The following is a 16337-nucleotide window of genomic DNA, read 5'->3' as shown; positions in this document are numbered from 1 at the left end:
CCTTATTGTGCCGGATTTTACGGAATTTGTCAAGCGGGGACGCTGTCGTGAAAAATGCTCAGCTGTACGTCAAGGTCGTCATCTGCCAGCCCGAAGCGATTCTCTGTCCAGAATTGCAGGTCAAACGGATCGCTTTGTTCCCGCCCGATCTGCGCCATCAGAGAACGGAACTCCATCCGGATGGCCTTATCCAGCATGGCGCGCAGGGTCTGGGCACTGGAGTCCTGGGCACTGAGCAGGTCCAGCTGTTCACTCTGGAATGTCAGAAAGACCCGGATGCTGTCTGGGGTCTGGGGCTGCACGGCAGTCCTGACATCGGCACGGAATTCCAGCATCTGGCCGTCGCAGGAGAACATCCCATTCATTTTACCCGCACTGCCGCACAGAACGGCCGCCAGCTGGGATTGCAGGTCATTATGGCATCGGAAGGTCTCTCCATCCTTTTCCAAAAAAGCAAAGCCATATCCTTCCTGCTGCAGGACGGGCAGACTGCAGCTCTCGGAGTCCGAGAAAATCGTCTGCATACCGGTGCGAAGCGCAAACTCTTTTTGCAGGGTACGGACCCTTTCATACCATTCGGCGGCATGATCGGCGAGAGACTCTCCCTGTGAGGAGCGATCCATCAGACAGACGTTGACCTGCGGTGCCGGCCGGATGGTCTGCTCCGCCAGTCTGACGATTTCCGAGGCGGTATTCCAGTTACAGTCCGACGGAAGAACCAGCAGATCCGTCAGGCCGTAAAACAGTTCCCCCGGCAGGGTTCGCTCCGCCCGGGCCCAGGCTTCGGCTGCGGTTTCCGCTGTAGCCTGAGCCACTTTATAGGCAGGAGATTCCTCACTCTGTTGGTCGTTGATGAGCAGGACCACCTGATACCCTTGTGTTGTCTGTTCCAGCAGCACCGCCCGGGCAATTTCACGTTCGGAAAGCAGCCGGCTTCCGCACCCGCAAAGCAAAACCGCAAAGGCCAGCACCGGGATCACGCGGAACGTTTTTTGGATGTGAAAACACATTGACAGATTCCTCCCAGTACGGTCGGCACCGCAATTCCCAGGCAGGCAGCGGTCTCCCAGAATTGCAGGCGATCCGGATCTACATTCCGAAAGAGAATACAGAGCAACACCATGCCCGCCAGATAGGCGGGAAACCGGTCCAGTCCGACGGCGGTATCCAGCGATTCGGTGTGACCGCCCGAAAGCCCGATCATGGCATACAGATACAGTCCGAGCTTGATGGGGACGATCATGCACCAGAGCACCAGCTGCATCCATTCCAGACGATTGAAGATGGAAAGCGCCCCGCATTGTGCGGCAGCCTGGAACGGCGCCGTCTGCCAGGGCATCGAGGCGCCGAAAAAGAGTTCCAGAAAAACATGAACCGCAGCATCCGCAGCGACCGCCGACCCGCAGAGAACCAGCAGACTCCGGTTCCGGCGCTGCTCCGTCTGCGGCCATAGGGCCGGAAGCAGGTATTCGGGATAGAGAACCAGCTGGGAGCGGACGGCATCAGACAGATCCTGCCAGGAGAGAGGTCCCTGCTGAAGATTGGTCACCTTCAGGCAGGGAAAGACCGAGACCACCAGGACGAAGAGCCCGATCATCAGCAGCACGAGGACCGCCGCGGATGTCTGCCGGAGCGAAGGTTCCCGGCGCAGATAGATGACCGGAAGAAGCAGGACAAAACAGCAGCCGAGCAGTGTGATGGTGCCGGGATACATCATCTGGAGCAGACGGCGCAGGCGCAGGATTTCAAAGGCCGAGCCGAGGGCAAGTATTGCACAGAAAAAGATCCGGAGCGGTCTGACCGCAATCCGCTGCCACCCCGCAGAGAACAGAACGGCTACAAGGAAGAGCAGCGCAGCACACAGCGGTGCGGTGAGCAAGCCTGCCCTGCTCCAATATCCGGTGCCGGAACGCAGGAGCGGATTGAGCAGGAGCGAGAGAAGCAATGCGGAGCGCAGATCAATCTTGTTTTGCTTCACGATAGACAGGCACCTCCTTCTGCCGGGAAAGTCTTGACCAGATCACGCGGATAAATCCGTCCCGCAGTGCCGCTTTGCGGGGCGGCATCAGCGGGTACAGATAATCGTAGCCAAAGGGGTCGCTGCCGCAGGCCATGGCCAGAATGCCCAGCGCACCGCACGCCAGCCCCGGAATGCCGAACCAGCCGGACAGGACAATCACAAGAAACCGGAACAGGATGGACTGTTCATACAGTGAGGGAACCGCCAGCGTTGCCACAGTGGCGGCCGCCGCCATCGTCAGGACCGGAACGCTGACGATCCCGGCCGAGACAGCGGTCTCGCCCAGGATGAGGGTGCCGACCAGGCTGACCGTGTGGCTGATGGACTTGGGAGCACGCAGACCGGCTTCCCGCACGATTTCGAGCAGCAGTGTGACCGCCAGCATTTCGGCCATGGGCGGCAGTGGTGTGGAGACCTCGCCCTGTGCGAGCTTGGTGAGCAGCCGGATCGGGATCAGCTCCGGCGCGAAGGAGACCGCCGTCACATACAGGCCGGGGCCGAAAACAGACAGAAGAAACGCCAGGTATTTGAGCAGCCGGATCAGGCCGGAAAATACCGCCCCCAGCGAATAGTCATCCAGGCATTCAAAATGCTCGGCAAAGAAGCTGGGCACCACCATGGCCAGCGGACTGCCTGAGACAAGGATGACGACTTTTCCTTCGCAGAGTCTGGCACAGGCCGTGGCGGGCCGCTCGGTATAGGCAGCGGCCGGAAACAGATTCAGTTTGTCCTGTTTGAGAAAGGATGCCAGGTAGCTGCTGTCCAACAGAACCGGAACCTCTGCATTGGCCAGCCGCTTCTTGAGGGTACGGACGACCTCGGCGGGAGCGAGCGAGGAATCATAGCAGATGGCATACTCGGTCTTGGCATGGGTGTTCGCGGTACAGATTTCCGCCATCAGCGTGGCAGTGCGGAACTGGCGGCGAAGCAGGGACAGATTGTTGCGCAGGTGTTCGGTGAACGCATCCTGCGGACCGCGGATGTTCCCTTCTCCGGAAGGGTTGCTCACCGAGCGCTGGGCCATGTCCTGGGTGGAAAACGCCAGTGCCCGGGGACAGCCTTGCAGGAGCAGTACCGCCATGCCGCCGGTGAGGATCTCGACGAGTGTGGTCTGGTCTTCAATCGGAGAAGCCTCGGTCGGAAGACAGCTCTGATATTGCAGATAGTCAGCCACCGCCTCCCCGTCGGACTTCCCGGGGAGATCATGGGGTATGGCATGCAGGACCATGACACAGAGCTTTTCCGGCGAGGACAGTCCCGCAAACATGACAATGGCAGCTGGAACGCCGGCGAGAGAAAATCTTTTGGTATAGAAATCCGCCGACTTTCCAAACATTCCCTCAAGGGCAATGAGATTCTCTTCCAGGTTCCGGCTCAGACTTTTTTTCACGCGATCACCTTCCCTCCGTTTCAGTTTGTCCCGCAGAGAGGAAGAATAGTCAGCGTCGGCAGCCCGGCATACTTTTCCGGCCCTGAGAAAGGAAACAGAGCCATGTTTTCTTCGGCAATACGCACAGTGATTATCTATCTGGTTGTCATCTTCGCGATGCGTCTGATGGGAAAGCGGCAGCTGGGAGAACTGCAGCCCTCCGAGCTGGTCACAACCTTCCTGATCTCCAACGTGGCGTCCATCTGCATTGACGAGCCGGACCTGCCGCTGCTGTCCAGCTTGGTGCCGATTCTGCTGCTGGCCTCGTTGGAAATCCTCAACTCGACAGCGGCGTGGTATTTCCCGGGCTATGCTTCCCTGCTCTTCGGGCGTTCCATGACGGTGATCTTCCGCGGCAGAATCGATCAGCAGGCGCTCAAACATCTGCGCATCACAACCGGCGATCTGATGGAAGCCCTGCGCGGTCAGGAGGTCTTTGATCCCAGGCAGGTCTGGTGGGGGGTCGTGGAGCCCAACGGACGGATCAGCATTGCGAAGAAATCCGAGGAATCCCAGGATCTGCCGATGCTGCCGTTGATTGTGGACGGCCGCATTTTTTCGGAGAATCTTGCCCTTCTCGGGAGAAGTTCCGACTGGCTGGACCGGGAATTGCAAGAAAAATCCCTGCGGGCGCCGGACGTTCTGGTTCTTCTGGACAACGGCCGGGAACAGCTCTTGATACCAAAAAAGGACCGCCCCGAAGGGCGGTCCTGAAATCTGATCATACGGAGAATACAGCGATGAAACGAAATCTCTATGCCGTGCTGATTCTGCTTTTTCTTGGCGGCGTGCTCGGAGGCTGCCGTCTTTATGTCCGGCATACAACGCAGCAACTGCAATCCCGGGTACAAAGCGCTTACGAGCAGACGCTCCGGCAGGATTACAGCGGTGCCAGGCGCTCCTTCCGGGACGTGCAGCAGGAATGCCGGAAAGCCAGCAAAATTCTTGGCTGGATGGTCCGGCGCACAGCGCTCGAACGGGTCAACGAGACAATGGCCATACTGGCGGAATACGCCAATGCGGAAAACCAGGCGGATCTCGCCGTGGAAACAGCCAGAGTCTGTGAACAGATCGAGCAGCTCGAGAATTCCTTCTGGGGTTCGTTTTAGTCCGTGGTCTCCGAAGCGGCGGGCGTTCCGGACGTTTTGGAACGGGAGTCCAGCATATCCTTCAGTTCTTCCATGAAGGTGTTGACATCACTGAACTGACGGTAGACCGAGGCAAAACGGACATAGGCCACATCATCCATCTGCTTGAGCTGTTCCATGGCAAGGTCGCCGATGTGGATGGATGTCACTTCCCGGTCGTAGGAGTTGAGAAGCTTTTGTTCAATCCGGCTGACCGCCGCATCCAGCTGCTGATAGCTGACCGGCCGCTTCTCGCAGGCGCGAAGCATGCCGTTGAGCAGCTTCTGACGGTCAAAGACTTCACGGGAGTGATCTTTTTTGACCACCATCAGCGGGACGGTCTCCACAATCTCGTAGGTCGTGAAGCGCTTCTTGCAGGAAAGGCATTCGCGGCGGCGGCGGATCTTTTCTCCGTCCTCCGTGGGGCGGGAATCGATGACTTTGGAATCAATCGCACCGCAGTAGGGGCATTTCATCTGGCATCCTCCTGTCTGTCTCGGATTTGTACAACCCGGAATTAGGCTTTTGCAGGCTTGCGGGTGTTCTTCTTGGCCTGAACATCCACCCACAGCTGCGTGGCAATGCACATCGTGCTGTACACACCGCTGACCATACCGAACAGCAGCGGCAGCGCAAAGGAGAAGATGCTGTCAAGCTTGAAGATGATCGAGACGATGCAGACAACGCCCAGGGCCACGCAGGTCGTGATGGTCGTCATCAGAGAACGGGAGAAGCTCTGGTTGATCGAGAGGTTCACCAGTTCGGGCAGCGTCTTGCTCTTGCCGTACAGGCCCTTGTTCTCGCGGATACGGTCGTAGATAACAACGGTATCGTTGATGGAGTAGCCCAGGATGGTCAGCATTGCGGCAATGAAGTTGCCGTTGAGCGGAATGCGAAGCAGAACGAAGACGCCGTACACGACAAACATATCGTGCAGCAGTGCCACAATGGCCATGCTGCCGGCAGACCAGCCGCCAATCTTCTTGAAGCGGATGGCTACATAGATCAGAATCAGCACACAGGCAGCCGCCACAGCAACGACACTCTTGAAGAGGAATTCCTTACCGATGGTCGGGTTGACGTTGCTGACCTCGTTCTGGACAAAGGAGTTGTCCGGATACGTCTCGTTCAGCGATGCAATCATGGAATCCAGCTCGGCCGTGGACAGCGTCTCGCTGCCGGGCAGGGTGATCGTGAGGGTCTGGTCGCCGGAGATGTCGGTGCCGGTCTGCAGCGTCAGGTTGCTCTGACCGACATTGTCGGCGATGGTCTGCTTGACACCGTTGAGGTCCAGATCGCCCTGATAGCCGACCGTAACCATGGCACCGCCCTTGAACTCGACATCCATGCTGACGCCGAACACAAAGCTGAACACCAGAACGACCGCCACGATGATGCAGGACAGGGTGTAATATTTCTTGCGGTTGCCGACAAAGTCAATGCTGGGCATCTTGTAGACGGTCTTGCCGCTGCGGGCGCCGCCATACAGGACGGGATTGCGCAGTGCCTTGATGCGGGAGGCACCGCGGATCATCACACGGGTAGCCGCCACACCGAACACGAAGTTCAGCAGAACGCTGGTCAGCAAGGTGAAGCCGAACGAATAGATCGTGCCGGCGGTGGAAGGTCCGAACATGAAGAAGATCGGCTTGAGAACCGTGGCCCAGAAGCCGTCGGTGGGGCCAAAGGCGCCCATCAGGATCGCTGCCACGATGACAATGGTCACGTTGCCGTCAATGATGGGGGTAAGACCCATCTTGAAGCCGCTGGCGATTGCACCATCGAGCGTCTTGTTCTTGCTCAGCTCTTCCTTGATGCGCTCGGCGGTGATGACGTTGGCGTCAACGCCCATACCGATGCCGAGGATGATACCGGCAATGCCGGGCAGGGTCAGCGTGGAGCCCGGGAAGATCGTCAGGTAACCGGAGACAACCGCCAGCGTGGCAGCCACCTGGCCCAGCAGCGAGATGGAGGCAATGGTGCCAGGCAAACGGTACCGGATGATCATCATGAGGGCAACCGCGATGAAGGCAATCACACCGGCAATGACCATGACTTCCAGGCTCTTGGCGCCCAGCGTCGGGCTGATGGTGGAGTAGCTCTCCGCCGACAGCGCAAAGGGCAGCGCACCGGAGTTGATCTGGTTGGCCAGCGTGGTCACTTCTTCCTGCGTGAAGGGGCTGGAAGAAGATCCCTCGATGATGGCGCGGCCATCGGTGATGGCCGTCTTGACGGTGGCGGTGGAGATGTTTTCATCATCCAGCCAGATGGAAATGTATCCATCGTCCTGGGCAGCCAGTTCCGTCGTGGCGTCGGCAAACGCCTTGGCGCCTTCCGAGGTGAATTCCAGCTGGACCACATAACCGGTTTCCTGATCGTAGCCGGCCGTAGCGGAAGCCACTTCATCACCGCTCAGGATCTCCTCGCCGTCGGCTGTGGAGCCCTTGCGGAAGACCATCTTGGCGGTCGTGCCGATTTCGTCAATGGCCGTCTGGGGATTGAAGTCGGTCTCATCGTTTTTCCAGGGGAAACGGACGATGATACGGTCCTTGTTGTAGTCGACATAATCCTCATAGTCGGTGATGCCGAGACCCACCAGACGGTCTTCGATGACCGTTTTGGCTGCGGCCATCTGATCGTCGGTGGCGTCCACGCCGTCAGACGGCATGAAGGTGACATCAACACCGCCGCGGATATCAATGCCGAAACGGATATCGCGGGCACCCTTGATGTAGACATTCTTGGTATCGCCGTACTGATAACTGACACCGAAAACGGCCGTCAGCGAGAACACGACGATCAGCAACGCCACGACAATAAAATGCCATGACTTTCCTCTCTTTTTCATAAGTACCTCCCGGACTTGCCCGCACACCCGTGCGGACGGAGATTTTATTGACAGAAGCTCCGGCATACCGGAACTTCCACCGATACATTATTCAGCCAGCAGCTTTTCCACCACCGCGAGACGGACGCAGATGGTGAGCAGCAGCGAGGCAGTTTCCACTTCCGAAAGGCTCGGATAGGTGGGCGCAATCCGCAGGTGAGAATCCTGAGGATCGATGCCGTACGGATAGGCGGCACCCGCGCCGGTCAGCGTCAGGCCGCACTCCTTGCAGAGCTGGGCGACCCGCTTGGCGCAGCCGGGAACGACATACAGGCTGATGAAATAGCCGCCCTTGGGGTTGGTCCAGTGTGCGATGTTGCCGCAGGGCGTCAGCTCATGGGCAAAAGTGGACTTGACGGCGTCAAAGCAGGGCACCAGACGGCGGCGATGCTTCTCCATATGCTTGAGCACGCCGGCCTTGTTCTTGAGGAACCGCACATGGCGCAGCTGGTTCATCTTGTCGTAGCTGATGATCATGACCGAGTAACGGTCACAGACATACTTCATGGAATTTTCGCTGCAGGCAAGCGCGGAAACACCGGCGCCCGGGAAGGTGATCTTGCTCGTCGAGGTGAACATGAACACACGATCCTCAGTGCCGTACTTCTTGCTCTCGTTGAGCAGCACGGGGGTCTCGATGATCTCATCGGTAAGATGATGGACGATGTAGGCTTCATCCCAGAAAATCTTGAAATCGGGGGCGGCCGTCTTCATCGAGGCAAAGCGGCGGACGGTCTCATCACTGTACACATAGCCGTCGGGGTTGGAATACTGGGGAACACACCAGATGCCTTTGATGGTATCGTCTTCGGCCACGAGTTTCTCGATCATGTCCATGTCGGGGCCGTCTTCGTTCATCGGGATGGAGATCATCTCAAAGCCGAAGGTTTCGGTCACCTTGAAATGGCGGTCATAGCCGGGCGTGGGGCAGAGCCATTTGCGATGCTCTACCTTGCTCCACGGGCAGGGAGACTCGGGGAAGCCGAAGTCATAGCCAAAAGAGACCAGGTTGTACATCAGCTGCAGGCTGGAGTTGCCGCCCACAAAAACTTCCGAGCTCTTCACGCCCATGACATCAGCAAAAAGCTCGCGGGCTTCCGTCAGCCCTTCCAGATTGCCGTAGTTGCGGGCGTCGTAACCATCTTCGGTGGTATAGTCGTCCATCTTCAGCAGATCCATAGCCAGATCCATCTGGTGCGGGCCAGGTTTGCCGCGAGCCATGTTAAGTTTCAGTCCCTTGGCCTTGAACTCAGCATAGGACTTTTCCAGCGCTGCCTTTTCGGTCTGCAGCTGCTCCTTCGACATTTCAAAATAATTTGCCATTATGCGAACCCCCTTGTGCGTAGATGCGCTACCCTCTATATTAGCGCACAACTTCAGACGTATATATAAGTATAATCGAAAAGCCGCCAAGATACAAGCTTTTTTATAATTTTTCATTCGAAAAATCTATGTACAGGCCCATTGCCGCAGATCCGGGAAAATTTCTTTGCATCTTTTTTCGTTTGAAAACGGATTTTTTGCATCAGTTTTCCGATGGACCGGCGTCTTTTCACGCACAGAAAGGCTCGCAGCGCTGGACAATCCCGCCTTTGCGTAGTATTCTGATAACCGGGATGCACCGTCCTGCGAATCCTGACCATCAACCCAGCCCGGAGAGATTGCGGCATGATACCAAACACAAGACCGGTTTCACTGAATGCGAACCAACTGAAGCTCATCGCCGTTGCGGCAATGGTTCTTGACCATTGTGCCGCCGTTTTGCTGCCCCCATCCGATTTCCTGACGCTGGAGCTGCGTTTTTTCGGCCGTGTGACAGCGCCTCTTATGTGTTATTGTATTGCCGAAGGGTACTGCCATACCTCCTGCCTGCGGAACTATCTGGGACGACTGCTGGCGATGGCCGTGCTTGCCCATGTTCCCTATGCGCTGTGCTTCGGCAAACCGGTCCTTGCATTCTGGCAGTCCACCGACGTGGGCTTTTCCCTGCTGCTCGGTCTTGCGGCATTGGCCATTCTGGATTCGGATGCCGTTCCGCTCTGGGGGAAATGTCTGGGATTTTTGCTCTGCTGCCTGCTGGCCATCCCGGCCGACTGGAACTATATTGCGGTTCTCTGGATTGTGGGGTTCGGACTGCTGCGCAAAGACAAGGCGCGACAGGTCCTTGCCTTTTGTCTGATTGCCGGGTTTTATCTGATCCAGCCGCTGCTGGATGGCACGGCCGTATCGGCCAGCCGGCTCGGTGTCTTTCTGGCGCTTCCGCTTCTGTCCCTGTATGACGGAACCCGCGGAAAGAAAAGCCGATGGATTCAGTACGGATTTTATTGGTTTTACCCGGTCCATTTGCTGATCCTGTACGGGGCGCGGCAGCTGTTGGAGACCGGCATGTAACTTTTGCGCACAAAAAAACTCGCTGCAAGCCTTGCATGCTTGCAGCGAGCTGGTGCCGCTAACCGGGGTCGAACCGGTACGGAATCACTTCCGAAGGATTTTAAGTCCTTTGTGTCTGCCAATTCCACCATAGCGGCCGATCGGGAGCCGGCGGAATTCCCGGGGAGTTCCGCCTCCCCTGCCGGGGCAGCTTAACAGGAACTATTGTAGCGCAAAACACCTGCCTTGTCAATCAAGGAAACCGCGTCCGGTCCGGGCATCGGTAGGCAAACAGGCCGGAATATGATACAATGAACTATAGATAAGGAAGGAGGCGGCAGCATGCAGAAAAAAAGAGTCCCGACCCGGGAGTTCCGGTTGTTTTGCCTGGGCGGGCTGCTGGGAATCCTTTTCTTTTTGCTGATCTTCGGGTGTTCGACGCTCAACGTGGCCAACGATGCGTTCTGCCGCGGCGGTTATATTGAAAAGGACATCCAGCAGCACTATGCCGGGTGGCTGTTCTACCGCAGCAGTGAAACCGCCTGGCCGCTCTGCATTGCCGACGCAATCAACGCCCCCGCGGGACTGAGCGTCGCCTATACCGATTCCATCCCGCTGGTTGCCGCTCTCGCCAAGCCGATTGCTTCACTTTTCGGCGGAACCTTCCAGTATTTCGGATGGTTTACCCTGCTTTGCTATGCGCTTCAGGGCGGATTCGGTGCTCTGCTGTGCGGGCTGTTCGCTCCGGGAATCCTGACCGCTTTGGCGGGAGATCTCATCTTTATTGCCTCTCCCGTTTTGCTGGAACGGGCCTTCCGGCACACTTCCCTGGGAGCACAGTTCCTGGTGGTGGGAGTGCTTTACTGTTATCTTCGTCTGCGCAGGGAGGAGCGCTGCGGATCTCCTCTTCTCTGGATTCTCAATGTCCTGGCCATAGGAATCCACCCGTATTTTCTGCCGATGACCTACGCCGTCACATTGGCCCTTTTGCTGGAAGTCGGAATCCGGCGCCGCCAGCTGCTGCGCCCGGCCCTGTTTCTGGCCACCGATCTGGCCGGCACGCTGCTGCTGGGATGGGCACTGGGGCTTTTCTACGGGACAGCCACCAGCGGCGGTCAGGCATTGTACGGATATTTCTCAATGAACCTCAATGCACTGTGGAACCCCGCAGGCGTCAACGGAGTCCGTTACAGCCGGGTTCTCCCACTTCTGAATCAGGTGGGCGGCAACTATGATGCCTTCGCCTATCTGGGGCTGGGCGTTCTGATTGCCCTTCCGATTGCACTTGTATTGCAGCGGCGGGCTGTTCTTCCGGCATTGCGCCGTCACTGGGCCCTTGCCGCGGTCTGTGTGATTCTGACGCTCTTTGCGGTCAGTCATGTCATCACCGCCAACGGCGTGACACTGGTCACGCTGCCGCTGCCCCCGGCATGGATTCAGCTTTTCTCGGTGTTCCGGTCGGGCGGGCGGCTCTTCTGGCCGGTCTACTATCTTCTCCTGCTGACTGCCTTTGCCGGGCTGTGCCGTCTGCGCGGACGGGCGGCGCCGCTTGCGGTTGTGTTGCTGGCAGCGGTCCAGCTATGGGACCTTTCCCCTGCCATGATCCAGCGGAACCAGGCCATGCAGCAGGCGAACCGACAGGACGCCTTTCCGTCCGCGATGCAGAGCGACTTCTGGAAGGAAGCCGCCGATTATCGCCACCTGGTCTCTCTGGACGGAATCCAGGATGATGCCCTGCACCTGGCGCTCTTTGCCGCCGATCACGCTATGACAACCAATGATCCCTTTGCGGCACGGTATGACGCGGCTGCCTTCCAGGAGCAGCAGCAGACGCTCCTGGGAGAGCTGGCGGAAGGCGTTCTGCGGGAAGATACCCTTTATCTCTTCTCGGACGAAGGTGCTTTTTTGCAGGCGGTGGAGCCTGTCAAGGAACAGGCATGGTGCGGCCGCGTCACCGACACGGGCGGAGAGAATGTCTGGTACGTCATCGCCCCCGGACTGCAGGACAACCAGTTCGATGCGCTGTGCACACGGTATGATGCGCAGTATCCCCTGCGCCTTGCAGACTATACCGATGCGCTCTGGAACCGCGGTGTGCTTGACGAAACCAAAAAGACCGTCTGCTTCGCGGATTCTCCCTTCACGCGCCGGAAACTGGAAAACGCCGCCTATCTGTGCGCCGGCGGAAAAGAATATGCCATCACTGAAATCAACGACAATGATCCCGGCTGGCTGCTTGTCACACTGGATATTCCCGATGCGACGGTACTTTGGGATCAGGAACTGGAGACGAAATAATGCAGGAATTACATGTAAAAAGTCTGTTGCCGGTACGGCTGGACAAGTATCTGATGGAACAGTACCCGCATCTGGGGCTTGGCAGACTCAACAAGGCTTTGCGGGAAAACAAGATCAAGCTGAACGGCAAAAAGCAGCCGCTCTCCACACGGGTCCAGAATGGCGACACCATCCGCGTCTATCTTCTGGATGATCAGCTGGGACTGACGCCTTCCGATGGCCCGGAGTTTCTTTCGGCGCGCAGCGGTGCGGACATCATCTATGAAAACAGCGATCTGATGGTGGTCAACAAGCCGGCCGGCATCCCGGTGGACGGGCCGGAGGCAGACACACTTCTCAAGCGTGTTTTCCGCCGTCTTTATGAAGAATCGCGGTACGATGCCGCCCAGGAGCCTCGTCTGTGTCATCGGCTGGATACCGGAACCAGCGGCCTGGTTTTGCTCGCCAAAAATGCCGAGGCGGAGCATTTCCTGACCGACGCCATCAAAAACCGGCAGATCCGCAAGACCTACCTCTGCGTCACATTCGGCCGACCGGTCCCGCCTGCCGCGACCCTGCACGGTTTTTTGACCAAAGATTCCCTCCACGGCGTTGTGCGGGTGCTGGAAGCCCCCAAATCCGGCGCCAAGGAGATCATCACCGCGTATGATACAATCGCCGTGAGCGGGCGGCTGGCCCTGCTCAAGGTGGACCTGATCACGGGACGCACCCATCAGATCCGTGCGCATCTGGCGAGCATCGGCTGCCCGATCCTCGGCGACTCCAAATACGGCAACAACGCCGCCAACCGCGAACTGAAATGCAAGTATCAGGCACTGTGCGCCTGGGAACTTGCTTTCCCGAAAAAGATCGCCAATCCGCGTTTTTCTGCAATGGCCGGCAAGACGTTCTATGTTCCCAAGCCCTGGTATTATCAGCAGATTCTGGACGGTACGTTACGGTGATCTTCGCGGTGCCGGACAAAATTCCCGGCAATAGGTTTAAACCAAAACAAGCCGGCGACTGCCATGATTCTCTCAAGAGAAGTCATGCGGCAGTCGCCGGCTTTTATGTTTTGATGAAAAGCAGAATTGCTTTACAGGTTCATTTCTGTTCGGAGAACACGCCGGGATACCATCTTCCCTGCTCAGGCGATCACGAAATGGTAGATCAGAGAGGCCGCAATGATCACGGCACAGATGATGGCCGTGATGGGCGGAGCGAAATGAATGATGCGCTCTGCCATCACATCGTCCTCACTCTCCTCGTCATCGTCCGCATAGCGGCCGCGGGGCGCGGAGGCGTCTTCGTCGTCCTCCTCGTCACCGTCGAACATCCGGGTGCTTTCGTCTTCCTCGCCGTCATCATCGGCAAACAGACGACCCTTCGGTGCATAACGGCGGACGCGTTCCATCTCGGCATTGGTGGCCTCATCGTCACCCTCATCCGTTTCTTCGGTCTGCTGGGATGCCGGGGGCGTGAACTGAGCAGTCGGCTCATTGTTGATGGCAGCCTGTGCGGCAGCGGCCGTAGCGGCGGCCGGGTCCTGCTCCTGCTGCTGAACGCCGTTCGCCACCGCGTTGATTTCCCGCTGCTGCTGTTCGGCAGCCTGGCGCGCTTCCTCGAGGATACGGGTCAGCGTGGCCTTGATGTACGCGCGGTCACCGCCGCACTCACTGCAGACCGTTGCAGCTTCTTCATTGGGATGGAATGCACCACAGGCACAGAACCAGCCGTTTTCGGTGTCCTGCGGGACACAGGTCAGCTGAGGATTGTTGGTGCGGTTCTGCAGCAGCCGTGCAATGGAACCGGGCAGAACGCGAGGCGTCTGCAGACGGACGCGCTTATAGCCGCGCAGGTCAACACCGCGCCCGTTGAGGAATGCGCGGTCCTGCTCCACTTCCACGCTGGAAACCGGTGTGTCGCTGACAAAAACAGCATCATCCGCGCCGAACAGTTCACCAGGCTGGACTTCGAGCTGCTCATAATAGAAATCGTCTTCGCAAAGAATCTGCCCCGAGGCATCCTTGCACTTGAAATGGACAATCAAACCGGTCAGGGGTTCGGTTCCGACGTTCTTGAACGTCAGGCAGACTGCCACTTCACCTGTCACATCACCTTTCAGCAGCTCAACGCGGACAAACTGGACCGGGCTTCCGACCGTGTAGTAGTTGGCGCGTGATTGTGCCATGAGGGAAAAATTTTGATCCATCGTGCTTCACCTTGTTTCAATTCTCTTCAGATTCGTCAGAAGGATTCCGGGGAGGTTGCTGGGGCATATCGGAAGGGGCTGCCGGACGAGCGGGCGCAGGGTCATCCTCCGCGCCAAACGGGGCCAGGCGCTCCCCTTTCATCAAGCTGATAAATTCCTCGCCGCTGATCTTCTCGCGCTCCATCAGAACGCCTGCCACACGGTGCAACTCCGGCATATGCTCGGAGAGGATGCGGCGTGCCGTTTCATAGGCTTCATCCATGATGTCGCGGATTTCATTGTCGATCTCCGCAGCGATGTTTTCGGAATAGCCCTTGCCCTGACCGAAATCCCGTCCAAGGAAGGTCTGACCGGGATCGGTGCCGTAGACAACCGGGCCCATCCGCTCCGAGAATCCGTACCGGGTTACCATCGCACGGGCAGTATCCGTGGCGCGCTCGAGATCGTTGGAAGCACCGGTCGAGATATCGTCAAGAACCAGCTGTTCTGCCACGCGGCCGCCCAGCAGGCAGACGATGTTCTCATTCATCGCCGTCTTGGTCACATAGCTGGGATCCTTTTCGGGCAGATACATGGTAAAGCCGCCCGCAGCGCCGCGCGGAATGATGCTGATCTGATGGACCGGATCATGTGTCTTGCAGAAATAACCCGTGATGGCGTGGCCGGCTTCGTGGTATGCAGTCAGGCGCTTTTCGGCATCGGTCACAACCCGGCTCTTCTTTTCGGGGCCGGCCACAACCTTGATGGAGGCCTCCTCGATTTCCGGCTCGGTAATGGCCTTCTTGCCTTTGCGCGCCGCGAGAAGGGCTGCTTCATTCACAAGGTTTTCCAGATCGGCGCCGGAGAAGCCCGCCGTGGACTTTGCAATGGTCTTCAGGCTGACATCGGGGCCCAGGGGTTTGTTCTTGGTATGAACGCGCAGAATCTCTTCCCGGCCCTTGACATCCGGCAGACCAACATAGACCTGACGGTCAAAACGACCGGGGCGCAGCAGCGCCTTATCCAGGATGTCGGCACGGTTGGTTGCCGCCATGACGATCACGCCGTCATTGGCATCAAAACCGTCCATCTCCACAAGGAGCTGGTTCAGCGTCTGCTCACGTTCGTCGTGGCCGCCGCCGAGACCGGCACCGCGCTGACGGCCCACCGCATCAATCTCGTCGATGAAGATGATGGAGGGCATGGTCTTCTTGGCTTTTTCAAACAGATCACGGACACGCGAAGCGCCGACACCGACGTACATCTCGACGAAGTCCGAGCCGGAAATGGCATAAAACGGAACGCCTGCCTCACCGGCACAGGCACGGGCAAGGAGCGTTTTGCCGGTGCCCGGAGGGCCCACCAACAGAACGCCGTGCGGAATCCGCGCGCCGAGGGCATTGAATTTGTTGGGGGCCTTGAGGAACTCGACCACTTCCTGCAGTTCCGCCTTTTCCTCATCAGCACCGGCCACATCGGCAAACGTGGCCTTGCGCTGTCCCTCCTGCTGGTCCTTGACCTTGGCACGGCCGACATTCATCAGCCCGCCACCGCCGGCTCCGCCGCGGTACATCGACATGAACAGCAGCACCACACTGCCGATCATGAAGGCGTAAAGGATGATCTCAAACCAGGGGACGTTGGTTTTGTAGGGGACCATGTCGAACTGCATGGGAGCCCCCGGATTGGCTTCGTTGTACTGGGCAATATAATCGCTCAGATAGAACTGGATGAACCACTGCGGATAGGGCAGCTTGTAGGTGATGGTCATGACGCCGCCGTTCTTGGGACCGTAGGCATTGTCTTCCCCATGGATTTCCGCCAGCAGTCCGTTGGCAGTCTCACTGCCGCTGCCGGCAGTCTGCGGAAGAGGCTTTTCCCCTTCCTTGAGGCTCAGGTCGATGACACCGGTGTTCAGGTCAAGATTGAAATAGGTGACCTGGTTGGACTCAAAGTAGCCCATGACCTCGGACATCATCATGGTGCTGCCGCTCGAACTGAACAGCGTCGAATACCCCGACACCATCACCAGCGCG

General features: G+C 58.0%; 13 protein-coding genes and 1 tRNA gene. 5 read left to right on the top strand and 9 right to left on the bottom strand.

Translation table 11 applies throughout. The features are described from left to right. Positions 1-29 precede the first annotated feature (29 nt). Genes U0L91_RS10735 through U0L91_RS10725 form a run of 3 tightly spaced genes read right to left on the bottom strand, consistent with a single transcriptional unit; the run spans position 30 to position 3410 of the window. Positions 30-1010 carry a hypothetical protein gene (locus U0L91_RS10735; RefSeq protein ID WP_330046837.1) on the bottom strand — a complete coding sequence of 327 codons (981 nt, stop codon included), beginning with the start codon at positions 1008-1010 and terminating at the stop codon, positions 30-32. Further along, positions 977-1978, bottom strand: coding sequence for a hypothetical protein (locus tag U0L91_RS10730; RefSeq protein ID WP_330046836.1), 1002 nt, complete (start codon positions 1976-1978; stop codon positions 977-979). The genes U0L91_RS10735 and U0L91_RS10730 overlap by 34 nt, the downstream gene beginning before the upstream one ends. Further along, entirely contained in the window at positions 1959-3410 is a 1452-nt protein-coding gene (locus U0L91_RS10725) for a spore germination protein (protein WP_330046834.1), read from the bottom strand. The genes U0L91_RS10730 and U0L91_RS10725 overlap by 20 nt, the downstream gene beginning before the upstream one ends. Before the next feature lie 126 nt (positions 3411-3536). Here U0L91_RS10725 and U0L91_RS10720 point away from each other — a divergent pair, with 126 nt between their 5' ends. Both U0L91_RS10720 and U0L91_RS10715 read left to right on the top strand, forming a co-directional pair. After that, positions 3537-4163: a DUF421 domain-containing protein gene (locus tag U0L91_RS10720; RefSeq protein ID WP_330046832.1), complete on the top strand. Its 627-nt coding sequence runs from the start codon at positions 3537-3539 to the stop codon at positions 4161-4163. A gap of 26 nt (positions 4164-4189) precedes the next feature. After that, the gene (locus U0L91_RS10715) at positions 4190-4558 is read left to right on the top strand and encodes a DUF4363 family protein (RefSeq protein ID WP_330046831.1); all 369 of its coding nucleotides are present in this window, start codon (positions 4190-4192) and stop codon (positions 4556-4558) included. On the opposite strand, the gene nrdR is transcribed toward U0L91_RS10715, so the two are convergent. The 3 genes from nrdR to U0L91_RS10700 all read right to left on the bottom strand — a co-directional run bounded on the left by nrdR (position 4555) and on the right by U0L91_RS10700 (position 8786). Beyond that, a complete protein-coding gene (gene nrdR, locus U0L91_RS10710) occupies positions 4555-5052 on the bottom strand; it encodes a transcriptional regulator NrdR (RefSeq protein WP_330046828.1) in 498 nt (165 codons plus the stop codon). The two genes, U0L91_RS10715 and nrdR, sit on opposite strands and share 4 nt — an antisense overlap. 41 nt (positions 5053-5093) lie before the next feature. Beyond that, positions 5094-7424, bottom strand: a complete 2331-nt coding sequence (gene secF / locus U0L91_RS10705) for a protein translocase subunit SecF (RefSeq protein ID WP_330046826.1) — start codon at positions 7422-7424, stop codon at positions 5094-5096. A gap of 87 nt (positions 7425-7511) precedes the next feature. Beyond that, on the bottom strand, positions 7512-8786 hold the full coding sequence (locus U0L91_RS10700; RefSeq protein ID WP_330046824.1) for an aspartate aminotransferase type Ic: 1275 nt from the start codon (positions 8784-8786) through the stop codon (positions 7512-7514). 345 nt (positions 8787-9131) lie between these two features. On the opposite strand from U0L91_RS10700, the gene U0L91_RS10695 reads away from it, so the two are divergent. Continuing rightward, the gene (locus U0L91_RS10695) at positions 9132-9854 is read left to right on the top strand and encodes a TraX family protein (protein WP_330046822.1); all 723 of its coding nucleotides are present in this window, start codon (positions 9132-9134) and stop codon (positions 9852-9854) included. Positions 9855-9904: 50 nt separating this feature from the next. On the opposite strand, the gene U0L91_RS10690 is transcribed toward U0L91_RS10695, so the two are convergent. Beyond that, positions 9905-9991 (bottom strand) — tRNA-Leu (locus tag U0L91_RS10690). Between the two features lie 184 nt (positions 9992-10175). Here U0L91_RS10690 and U0L91_RS10685 point away from each other — a divergent pair. After that, entirely contained in the window at positions 10176-12131 is a 1956-nt protein-coding gene (locus tag U0L91_RS10685; protein WP_330046820.1) for a DUF6311 domain-containing protein, read from the top strand. Continuing rightward, complete coding sequence (locus tag U0L91_RS10680) at positions 12131-13075, top strand: RluA family pseudouridine synthase (RefSeq protein WP_330046818.1); 945 nt, start codon at positions 12131-12133, stop codon at positions 13073-13075. Before U0L91_RS10685 ends, U0L91_RS10680 begins: the two co-directional genes overlap by 1 nt. Before the next feature lie 182 nt (positions 13076-13257). Here U0L91_RS10680 and U0L91_RS10675 read toward each other — a convergent pair whose 3' ends face one another. Both U0L91_RS10675 and ftsH read right to left on the bottom strand, forming a co-directional pair. Beyond that, entirely contained in the window at positions 13258-14301 is a 1044-nt protein-coding gene (locus U0L91_RS10675) for a hypothetical protein (protein WP_330046817.1), read from the bottom strand. A gap of 37 nt (positions 14302-14338) precedes the next feature. Further along, complete coding sequence (ftsH, locus tag U0L91_RS10670) at positions 14339-16327, bottom strand: ATP-dependent zinc metalloprotease FtsH (RefSeq protein ID WP_481804528.1); 1989 nt, start codon at positions 16325-16327, stop codon at positions 14339-14341. Between the last annotated feature and the right edge of the window lie 10 nt (positions 16328-16337).

Source organism: Gemmiger sp., assembly GCF_036306485.1.
In the GTDB taxonomy this organism is placed as follows: Bacteria; Bacillota; Clostridia; order Oscillospirales; family Ruminococcaceae; genus Gemmiger.
This window is presented reverse-complemented; position numbering and strand designations above follow the sequence as displayed.

Excerpts from the sequence above, each read along its gene's own strand:
- U0L91_RS10735 (WP_330046837.1), bottom strand. The coding sequence starts at position 1,010 with ATGTGTTTTCACATCCAAAAAACGTTCCGCGTGATCCCGGTGCTGGCC.
- U0L91_RS10715 (WP_330046831.1), top strand. The coding sequence starts at position 4,190 with ATGAAACGAAATCTCTATGCCGTGCTGATTCTGCTTTTTCTTGGCGGC.
- nrdR (WP_330046828.1), bottom strand. The coding sequence starts at position 5,052 with ATGAAATGCCCCTACTGCGGTGCGATTGATTCCAAAGTCATCGATTCC.
- secF (WP_330046826.1), bottom strand. The coding sequence starts at position 7,424 with ATGAAAAAGAGAGGAAAGTCATGGCATTTTATTGTCGTGGCGTTGCTG.
- U0L91_RS10700 (WP_330046824.1), bottom strand. The coding sequence starts at position 8,786 with ATGGCAAATTATTTTGAAATGTCGAAGGAGCAGCTGCAGACCGAAAAG.
- U0L91_RS10695 (WP_330046822.1), top strand. The coding sequence starts at position 9,132 with ATGATACCAAACACAAGACCGGTTTCACTGAATGCGAACCAACTGAAG.
- U0L91_RS10685 (WP_330046820.1), top strand. The coding sequence starts at position 10,176 with ATGCAGAAAAAAAGAGTCCCGACCCGGGAGTTCCGGTTGTTTTGCCTG.
- U0L91_RS10680 (WP_330046818.1), top strand. The coding sequence starts at position 12,131 with ATGCAGGAATTACATGTAAAAAGTCTGTTGCCGGTACGGCTGGACAAG.
- U0L91_RS10675 (WP_330046817.1), bottom strand. The coding sequence starts at position 14,301 with ATGGCACAATCACGCGCCAACTACTACACGGTCGGAAGCCCGGTCCAG.
- ftsH (WP_481804528.1), bottom strand. The coding sequence starts at position 16,327 with ATGGTGTCGGGGTATTCGACGCTGTTCAGTTCGAGCGGCAGCACCATG.